General features: G+C 52.7%; 13 protein-coding genes. 10 read left to right on the top strand and 3 right to left on the bottom strand.

All coding sequences use genetic code 11. The features are described from left to right. Positions 1-128: 128 nt before the first annotated feature. Both A6013_RS22015 and A6013_RS22020 read left to right on the top strand, forming a co-directional pair. Positions 129-1,025, top strand: a complete 897-nt coding sequence (locus tag A6013_RS22015; RefSeq protein ID WP_069733776.1) for a sugar kinase — start codon at positions 129-131, stop codon at positions 1,023-1,025. 34 nt (positions 1,026-1,059) lie between these two features. Further along, positions 1,060-1,854, top strand: coding sequence for a DeoR/GlpR family DNA-binding transcription regulator (locus A6013_RS22020; RefSeq protein WP_032644939.1), 795 nt, complete (start codon positions 1,060-1,062; stop codon positions 1,852-1,854). Between the two features lie 35 nt (positions 1,855-1,889). Here the strand turns inward: A6013_RS22020 and A6013_RS22025 are convergent, their stop codons facing one another. Together A6013_RS22025 and A6013_RS22030 are read right to left on the bottom strand one after the other, a co-directional pair. Then, on the bottom strand, positions 1,890-4,820 hold the full coding sequence (locus A6013_RS22025) for an autotransporter outer membrane beta-barrel domain-containing protein (RefSeq protein WP_069733777.1): 2,931 nt from the start codon (positions 4,818-4,820) through the stop codon (positions 1,890-1,892). A gap of 71 nt (positions 4,821-4,891) precedes the next feature. Beyond that, positions 4,892-5,509 (bottom strand): transcriptional regulator, encoded by a 618-nt coding sequence (locus A6013_RS22030; protein WP_048959976.1) that lies wholly within the window; start codon positions 5,507-5,509, stop codon positions 4,892-4,894. A 547-nt stretch (positions 5,510-6,056) separates the two neighbouring features. Between A6013_RS22030 and A6013_RS22035 the strand changes: the two genes are divergently transcribed. From A6013_RS22035 to fabY, 6 genes are all read left to right on the top strand, one after another. Beyond that, positions 6,057-6,800, top strand: coding sequence for a winged helix-turn-helix domain-containing protein (locus tag A6013_RS22035; protein WP_048959977.1), 744 nt, complete (start codon positions 6,057-6,059; stop codon positions 6,798-6,800). 113 nt (positions 6,801-6,913) lie between these two features. Then, on the top strand, positions 6,914-7,267 hold the full coding sequence (locus A6013_RS22040; RefSeq protein ID WP_248054877.1) for a hypothetical protein: 354 nt from the start codon (positions 6,914-6,916) through the stop codon (positions 7,265-7,267). Between the two features lie 87 nt (positions 7,268-7,354). Continuing rightward, positions 7,355-7,954, top strand: coding sequence for a glucose-1-phosphatase (gene yihX, locus A6013_RS22045; RefSeq protein WP_045260234.1), 600 nt, complete (start codon positions 7,355-7,357; stop codon positions 7,952-7,954). Further along, positions 7,948-8,829 (top strand): virulence factor BrkB family protein, encoded by an 882-nt coding sequence (locus A6013_RS22050; protein ID WP_045260235.1) that lies wholly within the window; start codon positions 7,948-7,950, stop codon positions 8,827-8,829. Before yihX ends, A6013_RS22050 begins: the two co-directional genes overlap by 7 nt. Beyond that, positions 8,826-9,263 (top strand): D-aminoacyl-tRNA deacylase, encoded by a 438-nt coding sequence (gene dtd / locus A6013_RS22055; RefSeq protein ID WP_008501836.1) that lies wholly within the window; start codon positions 8,826-8,828, stop codon positions 9,261-9,263. Before A6013_RS22050 ends, dtd begins: the two co-directional genes overlap by 4 nt. A gap of 44 nt (positions 9,264-9,307) precedes the next feature. Next, complete coding sequence (gene fabY / locus A6013_RS22060; RefSeq protein WP_028014875.1) at positions 9,308-10,249, top strand: fatty acid biosynthesis protein FabY; 942 nt, start codon at positions 9,308-9,310, stop codon at positions 10,247-10,249. A gap of 8 nt (positions 10,250-10,257) precedes the next feature. On the opposite strand, the gene A6013_RS22065 is transcribed toward fabY, so the two are convergent. Continuing rightward, positions 10,258-11,178, bottom strand: a complete 921-nt coding sequence (locus A6013_RS22065; protein ID WP_069733779.1) for an alpha/beta hydrolase — start codon at positions 11,176-11,178, stop codon at positions 10,258-10,260. Between the two features lie 198 nt (positions 11,179-11,376). Between A6013_RS22065 and A6013_RS22070 the strand changes: the two genes are divergently transcribed. After that, complete coding sequence (locus A6013_RS22070) at positions 11,377-11,619, top strand: ribbon-helix-helix domain-containing protein (RefSeq protein ID WP_015569912.1); 243 nt, start codon at positions 11,377-11,379, stop codon at positions 11,617-11,619. Between the two features lie 2 nt (positions 11,620-11,621). Continuing rightward, positions 11,622-11,993 carry a type II toxin-antitoxin system VapC family toxin gene (locus A6013_RS22075; RefSeq protein ID WP_080350615.1) on the top strand — a complete coding sequence of 124 codons (372 nt, stop codon included), beginning with the start codon at positions 11,622-11,624 and terminating at the stop codon, positions 11,991-11,993. The last annotated feature ends 33 nt before the right edge of the window (positions 11,994-12,026 follow it).

Genomic DNA, 12,026 nt, shown 5'->3' on the forward strand with positions numbered 1-12,026 from the left:
TTCTGCGCGTTTGTGTTGTCTGTTTTTGATCGTATTTGTAATTTATAGTCAAAAAATTGACACGGGTCACTTTTTAAACATTTGGTGAAATTAAAATGAAGGCATCAGAAATCGCAGAAGGAATCACCATGACTCGCATCGTTTGTGTCGGCATTACCGTGCTGGATCGCATCTGGTATCTCAATGATTTACCGAAGGAAGGTGGGAAATATGTCGCAAAGGACTATACGGAAGTGGGGGGCGGCCCGGCGGCAACTGCGGCTGTGGCGGCGGCAAAACTGGGTGCGGAAGTGGATTTTATTGGCCGGGTGGGGGACGACGATACCGGCAGACGGCTGCTGGCGGAGCTGGAATCCCTGGGGGTGAACACCCGCTATACACGCGTGTTTAAAGGTGCCCGATCGTCACAATCCGCGGTGCTGGTGGACGCAGGCGGAGAACGAGTGATTGCCAACTACCCCAGCCCCGATCTGCTCGCCGGGGCAGACTGGCTGCATGAAATCGACTTTTCCCAGTGGGATATTGTCTTAGCAGACGTGCGCTGGCATGACGGGGCAAAACAGGCGTTTACCCTGGCCCGTCAGCAGGGCGTTCCTACTTTGCTTGATGCCGACGTTACCCCGCAGGACATCGCAGAGCTGATAGCCTTAAGCGACCACGCGGCCTTCTCCGCGCCGGGCCTGCGGCGACTAACTCAGTTGGATAAAGCAGAAGATGCCCTTAAAAAAGCACAAACGCTCACAAATGGACATGTGTATGTCACTCAGGGGCGAGACGGCTGCTACTGGCTGGAAAACGGTGCCTTGTGCCATCAATCCGGCTTTGAGGTGAACGTGGTGGATACCACCGGCGCGGGCGACGTTTTCCACGGCGCGCTGGCGTTCAGCCTGGGGCAGCAATCCACCGCCGCAGACGCCGTGCGTTTTGCCAGCGCCGTCGCAGCCCTGAAATGCACAAAGCCCGGCGGGCGCGCGGGTATACCCGACTGTGATCAAACCCGCTCTTTTTTGTCACTTTTTGTATAAAATGCGGAGCGTGATGGTTTTCAGAGGACAGCCCATGAGCCTTACCGAACTGACCGGCAACCCGCGTCACGATCAGCTGCTGACGCTGATTGCCGATCGCGGCTATATGAACATTGATGAACTGGCGCAGCTGCTGGACGTGTCGACGCAAACGGTGCGCCGGGATATCCGTAAGCTCAGCGAGCAGGGGCTGATCACGCGTCATCACGGCGGCGCGGGCAGGGCATCCAGCGTGGTGAACACGGCGTTCGAACAGCGCGAAGTGTCGCTTACCGAAGAGAAGCGGGCGATTGCCGAGGCGATTGCGGACTATATTCCCGATGGCTCAACTATTTTCATCACCATCGGCACGACCGTAGAGCACGTTGCCCGGGCGCTGCTTAACCATAATCATCTGCGCATCATCACCAACAGCCTGCGGGTGGCGCATATTCTGTATAAGAACCCGCGCTTTGAAGTGATGGTGCCGGGCGGCACGCTGCGCCCGCACAACGGCGGCATTATCGGGCCTGCGGCGACGGCGTTTGTGTCTGGTTTTCGGGCGGACTATCTCGTGACCAGCGTCGGGGCGATTGAGCACGACGGCGCGATGATGGAGTTTGACGTGAATGAAGCCAGCGTGGTGAAAACCATGATGGCCCACTCTCGCCACATTTTGCTGGCGGCCGATCATACGAAATTTAACGCATCCGCCGCGGTGGAAATTGGCAACGTGGCGCAGACAACGGCTCTTTTCACCGATGAGATGCCCGGCTCGGCGCTGCAAAATCATCTGAAATCCAGTAAGGTTGAAACGGTGCTGGCCTGTACCAGCGATGATATCGCCTGAAGCAAAAAGCCGCTGATTTCTCAGCGGCTTTTTTGTTATTTGAAGCTGTATTTTATTCCCAGCATTCCCTGCGTATCGCTGTAGCCTTTATCGCCAATCTGCTGTGCCACATTGCCCCAGACGCTAAGCTGCGGGGTAATCTGCCCCTCTACGCCCGCCTTTAACTCACCAATATTGCGCGTACCGCGCATCTCATTGCTGACATCATCCATGCGGATGCGCGTGGTCTGGGTATTGTGGATCCAGTTCGCTTCAATAAACGGCTGGAAGGTGCGTGATTTAGCGTCATCCATCGCGTTATGTCCGCTGATATAGGCCTTCACGCCGAGACGCGTCATCAGGTTGCCCTGGGTTTCGTCTTTCACCCGCGTGCCGTTACGCTCGCGATGGTCGTCAGCCTGCACGTCCATCCAAACGGCCTGCGCCTTCGGCTGGATCCAGTAGCTGTTGCGGCCGCTTTCACCCACCTTAACGCTATAGCCCGCTTCGACAGAGGCGGTTATGCCGCTGGAGCGATAACGCTCGGTCGCCTGGTCCTGCCCCATCACCTTATTGTCAAACCAGTTATACAGCACCCAGCTATCAACGTAGGTGCCGCTTTTATCGGCTTCGTTTGCGTACCAGGTACCGTACAGACCTACGCTATAGCCATTCACTTCGCCACGTGAGTGGTATCCGGTCAGGCTGGAAGCGCTCCGGCTTTGGCTGTTACCGTAGCCCGCCATCAGGCCAAGATGCCAGCGGTCCAGGCCATCTGTGCTCCATTGGGCGATATCGCCACCCAACTGCAGCACGTAACGGTTGGCTGTCGTTTTTAGCTGGCCGCTGCCGTCGTTGAAACGCGCATGCCCGCCGACGTTACGCATCCAAAGGCTCGTCACTTTTTGCTCGCCGGTGAGCATGTCGGTGTACTGCGTTTCACCCAGACGATCGTGCAGGCGGGTCATAAACAGCGTATTTGCCGCATAGCTGTTTGCCTGATAGCTGCCAAATTCAGGGCGATACTGATGCTCGCTTTTCGGCGGCGCAGGTGGCGGTACCGGTTCTTGCGGCGGAATCACCGGGTCGACGGGCGGATCTACCGGGACGACAGGCGGGTCGACAGGGTCAACAGGTGGATCCACCGGGTCAACAGGCGGGTCGACGGGGTCGACCGGTGGGTCTACCGGGTCAACAGGAGGATCTACCGGGTCGATCGGTGGGTCAACGGGTTCAGCCAGGCTGGTCAGAAACCAGTTCTTACCTTTCTGCACAACGTTATAGTCATAACCCCCCGCTACGATACGGCTGGCCTTCTCAAACGTTCCCTCCGAGTTGCCGCCAACGCTGACTATTTCAATCCCTTCAACGGTTTGTGCGCCTGCACCACCAATGTTGTTTACGTCAACCGCGGTACGACCGGATGTGTTTCCTTCAACAATCAGCCTGTCAGTTTCAGAGGTATCGTCAGACAGCACGGTATTGAAAACCAGCTTGCCGCCGTTGCCTGTGTAATCCTCGTTGATGGTCAGGGTTTGCCAGGCCGCGTCCTCAGCATGCTGGAAATTTATCGTGCCGCCCGCGTTCAGGGTCAGGCTGGTCAGCGTTGAGCTGTCACGCATATTCCAGACGGCATCATTCATCGTAAGCGCGAGAGTACCGGTCCCGGCAGCGTTGCTTTCTATGTACGATGCTCCGTTCCACAGCGAGCTGTTACCCATTGTCAGCGTAATGGTACTGTTTTGTGCCGGAAGGGTACTGTTGGCCGCGACGCCACCTGCGGCGAGGATATCGCCGTTAAGGAGGAATTTTCCGCCTGCAGAGGCATCAATAATTCCGCCATTGCTGGCGTTCAGGGCATAGCTACCCTGGTCGCGCTGGCCTGCGGTGGTAATGGTTGCCCCACCGTCGAGCGTTATCACGCCGCGTGACCAGGCATACATCCCGTGCGGTGCCTGGGCGGAGCTGCTGGTTTTCTCGCTGCTGTTGACCGCAATGGTGACGTTATCTCCCACATTTACCGCTGCTGTGTATGCGTAGATGCCATGCGCGCTGGCACCGTTGGTGGTGATGGTCGCGCCTTCATCAAGGGTGATGGTTGACGAGCCGGTAGAGTACACGCCGGAGGCACTGGCTGCGTCGGTGGTAATGGTCGCTTTTTTTCCCAGCTCGATTCTGGAGGCAGAACCCGCATACAGGCCGTAGGCCGAGGTGCCAAACGTTTCGATGGTGGCCTCATCCCCCAGACGGACGGATGAGCCGCTCTGGTTGGTACGAATCCCCTCGGCGTAGGTACCCCGCGTCACAATATGCGCACGATCGCCGACGACAATGTTATTTTTGGCCTTCGAGGCATCATTCAGTGCATAGGCGCTAATACCGCGACCGGTACTGCCGGTGGTTTCGATATAGAGATCGTCACCCACATAAATATTGGCGGAGCCGAGAGAACCCTGGCTGAAGGAGCTGTACCCGGCATTGATGCCATCGCCGCTTTGGCCATTAACGTAAATGTGGGTGCGGTCGCCGGTAATGATAAACACCGGATTATTCGGCGTGTTCATACCGTGGGTACGAATACCGTCGACATCTTTACCGTTATTGGCAGCCACTTTTGACTGGGTACGAATAGTCAGGTCGTCACCAAATATCACCCCCGGGCTGCCGGACGTGGAGTTCTGAATAACGGTCACGGAGTGCTCAAAGGCTTCCGCCCCCGGCCCTTCGAGAGTGATCCCATCTCCGTAGACTGGAATATTGCCAGGGCTGTACTGGTAGACATAGTTAGGATTGCTGGTATTTTTGCTAAAGTTCGCGTTTGCCGTTGCAGGAATCAGCGCCTGTATTTCCGCAGGCAAATCCGTTACTGCTCCGGTGGCTGGTAAATTAGCAAAATCGATAACTGCAGCATTCGCGGTAAATAGCGCTGACGATAGTGCCAGCGAAATCGCAACGGCGACAGGTGAATGTTTCAATAAATATGGCATAACTGCCCCCTTTCTTTCAGGCGTAAAACATCCTCCACACCATTAAATGTGGGTATGTTAAGAAGTTGAAATTACAAAATAGAAACGAGTATTTTATGAATGCTGGTACCTAACTTCCTCTCTAATCGTATTTTATGAACGTAAATTTTTTTCACATCAACGCTGGTTGTTTTTATTATCTCCCGGAGACACACCCCTGAAATAAGTCTGTTAAGTAAAGTGAATTCAACAGTGTTCAGGGTATTACCACGCCTGCTGCTCACTCGCCTGCCGGAAAAAAGATGGTTAATTTTTTCCTGCAATATAGCGTCATCGTCATCTGAATAAATAATTCCCTTTATTTCACTGTGGTGAGCGAAAAAGTAGTGAGCCAACGCCTCCAGTTTACGGTCCGCGATAAGCACGATGTGCATGTTGGTCATCGCCAGATGTTCAATCCATTGCGGATCGACAAGCAGGCGCAGGTTATACATCGAAAAATCTACAAAAATAAATCCGCGTAATAAATGATTCTTGTTCCCAGACAATATTTTATTTTCTACTGCAAGTTGCAGGAAATGATTTCCCACCGGCCAAACTGCGAAGGAGGCGCTGCCACAGTATTGTGAACGCACCGTGTTATCCGGAAATAACTGACAGGACAATTCGCAGCTTATACAGCGGACAACCTTTTGCGACGATGTTATCATCCAGTCCACTCCTGTCTTATTTTCATTATCAATATTTCACTGCCTTTCAAATGTGTCAATCTTGAAACATATCCAGCGTTTCTGTCGTATTTATGAGAAATAATGCCAGAGAAAATAAATTCCTGGCTGTCTCTATTCTTGCAGGCCGCAGACATAGCGACAGAACATTGATTGCCAGACCTTACCCAGGAATATTCATCAATCCATTAAGATTATTCGGCAAAAACAACCCCGGAAGGAAATTGACGAAATAGCACTAATAGCTAAAGATTCGTCACCTCGATCTGCCTGAACGTCAGTCTTTTCTCAACGTGTGGCTCAATATAATTATTTGACCTGGTGAAGTGTAATGAAATCTCATTATGTCCTTTTAGCTGAGGCTCACCTAAGAAAACTGACTTGTAATCAATTGAAAAATAATGCGATGTTTCTAATCTTAGGTACGGGTGTGTCGCGCTCTAATCCTTCTGACCTATACTGTTGTTAAATATACGTATGTTTTTTGGGTTTGCGGGGTTAAATATTGTTATTGCAGAGGAAAGTAAAATTGTATCTTATTAACAAGCTGGTCGAGTATGACCCGGAAAACAAAACCCTGGCGAATCATATTACCGGGCGCACGATACATTTGCAGCTTCCTGCCAATCTCTGCTTTCTTTATCTCGTTACCCATCCTGGCGAAATAATTTCGCAAAATCAGTTAATGGTGGTGGGATGGGGTGAGCGTAACGATGTCACCACACCGAATACCTTTTACCAGGCCATTTTGACATTGCGCAATGCGCTGGCTGAAGTGGGGTTACCGCGCGATACGGTAAAAACGATTTCGCGTCGCGGGCTGACGCTTTCCGAAGCCACCCAGGTTGAAGTATTTACCCCAACCGCCGAGCCGGTAATTGCCAGTGAAGACGCGGCAATAGCCGAGGGCACCGCGATGAAGAAGCCGGCGTGGTTAATAATAGCCACCGCTACGCTTTTTCTGATCGCGCTTATTAACGGGGTCATATTATATAAACATCACCAGAACATGCCGTTTAGTCACTACATTCCACTTTCAATGGGCAGCACGACCAACGCCTGCCAACTCTTTTATGCACCTAATGAACATATGCAGGACCATTACCTTCGCTTGTTAAAAAATTACCCCAGCCTGTGTGCCGGAAACCGATACGTTTTTCTCATCGGCTATAGTAAAACGGAGCGAATCGCGGCGTTTGTCTGTAATAACGATGCGCGACATGACGCGGCAGCGTTATGTACCACGCATTATTTTTGGGCGCATGAGCAATGATGACACTCGGGAATCGTATTATTTTGCTGGCGGCGTTGGTGGGGGCTGCTATTACCAGCGGCTGGTTAGCGTATTCGCATTTTTCGAGTGCGCCGATACGCTGTACAGGTGATGTGGAATGGACGATTGGTAAAAACCGATTTGTAGGAACGGTTTCATGGCGAATGCAGCATCGGGAAGGGACCGCTGTCATTAACGGTAAACTGTTTGGTCACGTGGTTTCTGAAGTCAACCGCACCATCTATTTCCACTACAGCGATCACCAGAACGCGCGCGTATTAAATAACGATCGTATTGTTAAAACCTTCGCCGATAGTGCGGATGAGGCTGATATCAATGCAACGCTACCGGGTTTTTATCGCACGCCGGGAAGAGATCTGAGCCTGATGATTGATGAGTACCGTGGAGCGTGGCTTTTTGCCGCGTCAAACGTCCCTTCGCTGTACTGCCGTAAAAACGCGCCGTAAAAATCAATCGCACACCTTAGACGGCACGCATAGTCAAATCTCGTGATTCCCGCTACAGTTATCTCTCCACGGCGAAAGGAGATAAACATGCTTTATATCTTTGACTTAGGAAACGTAATCGTCGATATCGATTTTAACCGGGTGCTGGGTGCCTGGAGCGACTTTAGCCGTGTGCCGCTGGCGACGTTAAAGCAGGATTTCGCGATGGGTGAGACCTTCCATCAGCATGAACGCGGCGAGATTAGCGATGAAGAGTTTGCTGAACGCTTCTGCCAGGAGATGGGGCTTTCGTTAAGCTATGAACAATTTTCTCACGGCTGGCAGGCGGTATTCGTCGCGATCCGTCCGGAAGTGATCGACATTATGCACAAACTGCGCGAGCAGGGGCACCGGGTGGTCGTGCTGTCTAACACCAACCGTCTGCACACGACCTTCTGGCCAGAGGAATACCCCGAAGTTAAGGCGGCGGCAGATAAGATCTATCTTTCGCAAGAGATGGGTATGCGTAAGCCTGAAGCGCGAATTTATCAGGCTGTTTTGCAGGCAGAGGGATTCACCGCGGCCGATGCGGTCTTTTTCGATGACAACGCCGATAATATAGAGGGAGCTAACCAGTTGGGTATCACGTCAATTCTGGTGACCGGAAAAGAGACGATACCGAACTACTTTGCGAAGCAGTTATGCTAAAAACCGTTCATCAAAAAGCCACGCATCATACTCGCCCGCTGAGGGCCTGGCTGAAGTTGCTCTGGCACCGCATTGATGAGGACAACATGACCACGCTGGCGGGTAACCTCGCCTACGTGTCGTTGCTCTCATTAGTGCCGCTGGTGGCGGTGATCTTTGCGCTCTTTTCCGCTTTCCCGATGTTCGCGGACGTTAGCCTGCAGCTTCGCCATTTCGTCTTCGCGAACTTCATCCCGGCCACCGGGGATGTTATCCAGAACTACATCGAGCAGTTTGTTGCCAACTCCAGCAAGATGACGGCGGTGGGGGCGTGCGGCCTTATCGTCACCGCGCTGCTGCTGATGTACTCTATCGACAGCGCGCTTAACACCATCTGGCGAAGCAAAAAAATCCGTCCTAAGGTCTATTCCTTTGCCGTCTACTGGATGATTTTAACGCTGGGGCCGTTGCTGGCTGGGGCGAGTCTGGCAATCAGTTCGTATCTTCTCTCCTTGCGCTGGGCGAGTGATTTAAACAGCGTGATTGATAACGTGCTGCGTATTTTTCCGCTGATCCTGTCCTGGCTCTCGTTCTGGCTGCTCTATAGCGTTGTACCGACCACGCGCGTGCCTAACCGTGATGCGGTAGTTGGGGCGCTGGTGGCGGCAGTGCTTTTTGAACTGGGTAAAAAAGGGTTTGCCCTTTACATCACCATGTTCCCGTCTTATCAGCTGATTTACGGCGTGCTGGCGGTGATCCCCATTTTGTTTGTCTGGGTTTACTGGACCTGGTGTATCGTCTTGCTTGGTGCCGAAATAACTGTCACTCTCGGCGTATACCGCGAACTTAAAAAAGCAGCAGAAGCTGAAAAACAATTAGAAGCAGACCAACCATGATTGCATTGATACAGCGCGTAACCCGTGCCAGCGTCACCGTGGAGGGAGAGGTGACGGGTGAAATTGGCCCAGGACTTTTGGTGTTGTTAGGTGTCGAAAAGGATGATGACGAACAAAAAGCGAACCGCTTATGCGAGCGCGTGCTGGGCTACCGCATATTCAGCGATGCGGAAGGCAAGATGAATCTGAACGTCCAGCAGGCGGGCGGCAGCGTGCTGGTGGTTTCCCAGTTTACGCTGGCAGCGGATACCGAGCGCGGCATGCGCCCGAGTTTCTCTAAAGGCGCCGCGCCGGATCGTGCAGAAGCACTTTACGAATACTTTGTTGAGCGTTGTCGCCAACAGGAAATGAATACGCAAACCGGACGATTCGCTGCAGATATGCAGGTCTCGCTGGTGAACGATGGCCCCGTCACATTCTGGCTCCAGGTATGAGCCAACTGGCGGCGTGGCCGCGGGTAACAAGAGAGAGTACAGCTATGTATCACCTTCGAGTACCGCAAACGGAAGAAGAGTTAGAAGCGTATTACCAGTTCCGCTGGGAAATGCTGCGCAAGCCACTGCATCAGCCAAAAGGATCTGAACGCGACGCCTGGGATGCGATGGCTCATCATCAGATGGTGATGGACGAAGAGGGCAACCTCGTCGCCGTCGGGCGACTGTATATCAACGCTGATAACGAAGCGTCGATTCGTTTTATGGCGGTTCACCCTTCCGTGCAGGATAAAGGGCTGGGGACGCTAATGGCGATGACGCTGGAGTCCGTCGCCCGTCAGGAAGGCGTTAAGCGCGTCACCTGTAGCGCCCGGGAAGATGCCGTGGAGTTTTTTGCCAAACTCGGTTTTGTTAACCAGGGTGAAATCACCGCTCCGCAAACCACGCCGATTCGCCACTTTTTGATGATCAAACCCATCGCCACGCTGGACGATATTCTTCATCGCGCGGACTGGTGCGGGCAGCTGCAGCAGGCCTGGTATGAACACATCCCTCTGAGTGAAAAGATGGGCGTGCGCATTCAGCAGTACACCGGGCAAAAATTCATTACCACCATGCCGGAAACCGGCAATCAGAACCCTCACCACACCCTGTTTGCCGGCAGCCTGTTTTCCCTGGCGACGCTCACCGGCTGGGGACTGATCTGGCTAATGCTGCGCGAGCGGCATCTTGGCGGCACCATTATTCTGGCCGATGCCCATATCCGCTACAGTGCGCCGATCAGCGGCAAGCCGAGCGCGGTGGCGGACCTTGGCGCGCTGGGCGGCGATCTTGATCGTCTGGCACGTGGCCGCAAAGCGCGCGTGCAAATGCAGGTTGAGCTGTTCGGCGATGAAACGCCGGGCGCGGTGTTTGAAGGCACCTATATCGTTCTTCCTGCGAAGCCGTATGGCGCTTATGAAGAGGGCGGGAACGAGGAGGAGTAGTCTCCTTCTCACTCTCGTCCGGCATGGTTAATGCGCCAGGCAATATCTCGCATAACGTCTCGCGCTGACTGGCTAATTCCACTCAACTGAAAGAAGCCGTGTATTACACCCCGCCATCGTTGAGCGGTACACTTCACGCCTTGCTCCGTGAGGCGCTGACAAAGCGCCTCGCCTTCGTCGCGTAACGGATCATACTCAGCGGTAACAATGTGGACCTTTGGCAGACCGCTAAAGTCGTTGCGCCACAGTGGGCTGACTTCAGGATGCTGACGGTCGGCTCCAGCCAGATACATTTCATAGCCGCTCAAAAGGGTATCGCGAGTAATCACGTAATCCATGCCATTGAGGGTATAGCTTTCAAAACTGGCCGTAGCGTCGAGCATGGGGTAGATAAGAATGAGCTGCGGGGGATCCCAGAGACCTTTGGCCTTAAGCCGCAATGACGTTACCAGCGCAAGATGGCCTCCCGCGCTGTCTCCACAAAGTGTAATCCGGTTTTTATCCACACCTAATTGTTCTGCATTTTGCCAGACAAGATCTGCCGCTCTCTCTGCATCGTCATGCGCTGCGGGGAAGGTATGCTCGGGTGCGAGTCTGTACTGAACCGCAATGACCCGACAGTTACCGTAAAACGCCAGTTGGCGAAGCTGATTATCATGGGTTTCAAACCCACCGCTGACAAAACAACCGCCATGATAGTAGAGGGCACAAGGTAACGTTTCAGAGGCATTGACAGGCGAAAATACCCGAAAGGTCAAATTCTCAAGAATAAGCGTTTCAACCTGGACACGAGTTTCTTTTTCCCCGGCCAGCGCTGTGCTGGCGACATATCCGCTTCTCCGGTCATCAATACTCTGCTTTCGCGAGGAAGGTCGTCCTGCGGCAATAAACTCCTGTACCAGCTTATCAATACCCTTCTCCAGAGCCATGGTTACGTCCTTTTACTGTGTGTTTATACAGTTTATAGCCTGGTTTACAGCAGATGAAAACAGAGAAATGTTGCGAGGTGCATATTGTGGAAAGCGGCTCGCAAAATCGATCATTCCCTAAAAAACGTCCTTTGACCCTAAATTGATAAAGAGTATTTTGCCTGAAAATTAACCAATGATGATATACTAAGGTGATATATGAGCGTTTTGGCGGAACTTGATATGGGCAGAATACTTATCGATTTGTCTGATGACGTGATTCAACGTTTGGATAACCTCAAGCAATTGCGAAATCAACCACGTGCCGAACTGCTTCGCGAAGCGATAGAGCTGTATCTCGACCAGCAGAGTTCTTCTGTTATCCGAAATGCGCTTGGTCTGTGGGGAGACAGAAAAGAGGACGGGCTTGAGTATGAACGCAAGCTGCGTGAGGAGTGGTAATCATGAAGCACATGGCAGTGTTTGATACCAATATTCTCATTGATCTCTTCAACAACCGTGTTGAAGCTGCGGATGCGATTGAGCATACCGCGTCGCATCGTGCCATCAGCTTAATTACCTGGATGGAAGTGATGGTGGGCGCTCGCAGGCATGGTCATGAAGCGAAAACGGCAGCCGTGATGGGCGCTTTTGAAATTATTGATGTGTCTCGGGATATCGCGGAAAGAAGCGTTTTACTACGTGAGAAGCATGGAATGAAACTGCCTGATGCTATCATCCTGGCTACAGCGCAGAGCAGAAAATGTCCGTTGATTTCTCGCAACACGAAAGATTTTGCGGGTATTGACGAGGTCCTTACGCCTTACCAGGTGTAGGCCGGGCAAGCTCGCGCCGCCCGGCACTCTCAC

The sequence above is a fragment of the Enterobacter sp. IF2SW-B1 genome, from assembly GCF_001743375.1.
GTDB lineage: Bacteria > Pseudomonadota > Gammaproteobacteria > Enterobacterales > Enterobacteriaceae > Enterobacter > Enterobacter bugandensis.

Bases quoted from the DNA above. Each gene is read 5' to 3' on its own strand.
- A6013_RS22015 (WP_069733776.1), top strand. From the start codon at position 129: ATGACTCGCATCGTTTGTGTCGGCATTACCGTGCTGGATCGCATCTGG.
- A6013_RS22020 (WP_032644939.1), top strand. From the start codon at position 1,060: ATGAGCCTTACCGAACTGACCGGCAACCCGCGTCACGATCAGCTGCTG.
- A6013_RS22025 (WP_069733777.1), bottom strand. From the start codon at position 4,820: ATGCCATATTTATTGAAACATTCACCTGTCGCCGTTGCGATTTCGCTG.
- A6013_RS22030 (WP_048959976.1), bottom strand. From the start codon at position 5,509: ATGATAACATCGTCGCAAAAGGTTGTCCGCTGTATAAGCTGCGAATTG.
- yihX (WP_045260234.1), top strand. From the start codon at position 7,355: ATGCTTTATATCTTTGACTTAGGAAACGTAATCGTCGATATCGATTTT.
- A6013_RS22050 (WP_045260235.1), top strand. From the start codon at position 7,948: ATGCTAAAAACCGTTCATCAAAAAGCCACGCATCATACTCGCCCGCTG.
- dtd (WP_008501836.1), top strand. From the start codon at position 8,826: ATGATTGCATTGATACAGCGCGTAACCCGTGCCAGCGTCACCGTGGAG.
- fabY (WP_028014875.1), top strand. From the start codon at position 9,308: ATGTATCACCTTCGAGTACCGCAAACGGAAGAAGAGTTAGAAGCGTAT.
- A6013_RS22065 (WP_069733779.1), bottom strand. From the start codon at position 11,178: ATGGCTCTGGAGAAGGGTATTGATAAGCTGGTACAGGAGTTTATTGCC.
- A6013_RS22070 (WP_015569912.1), top strand. From the start codon at position 11,377: ATGAGCGTTTTGGCGGAACTTGATATGGGCAGAATACTTATCGATTTG.
- A6013_RS22075 (WP_080350615.1), top strand. From the start codon at position 11,622: ATGAAGCACATGGCAGTGTTTGATACCAATATTCTCATTGATCTCTTC.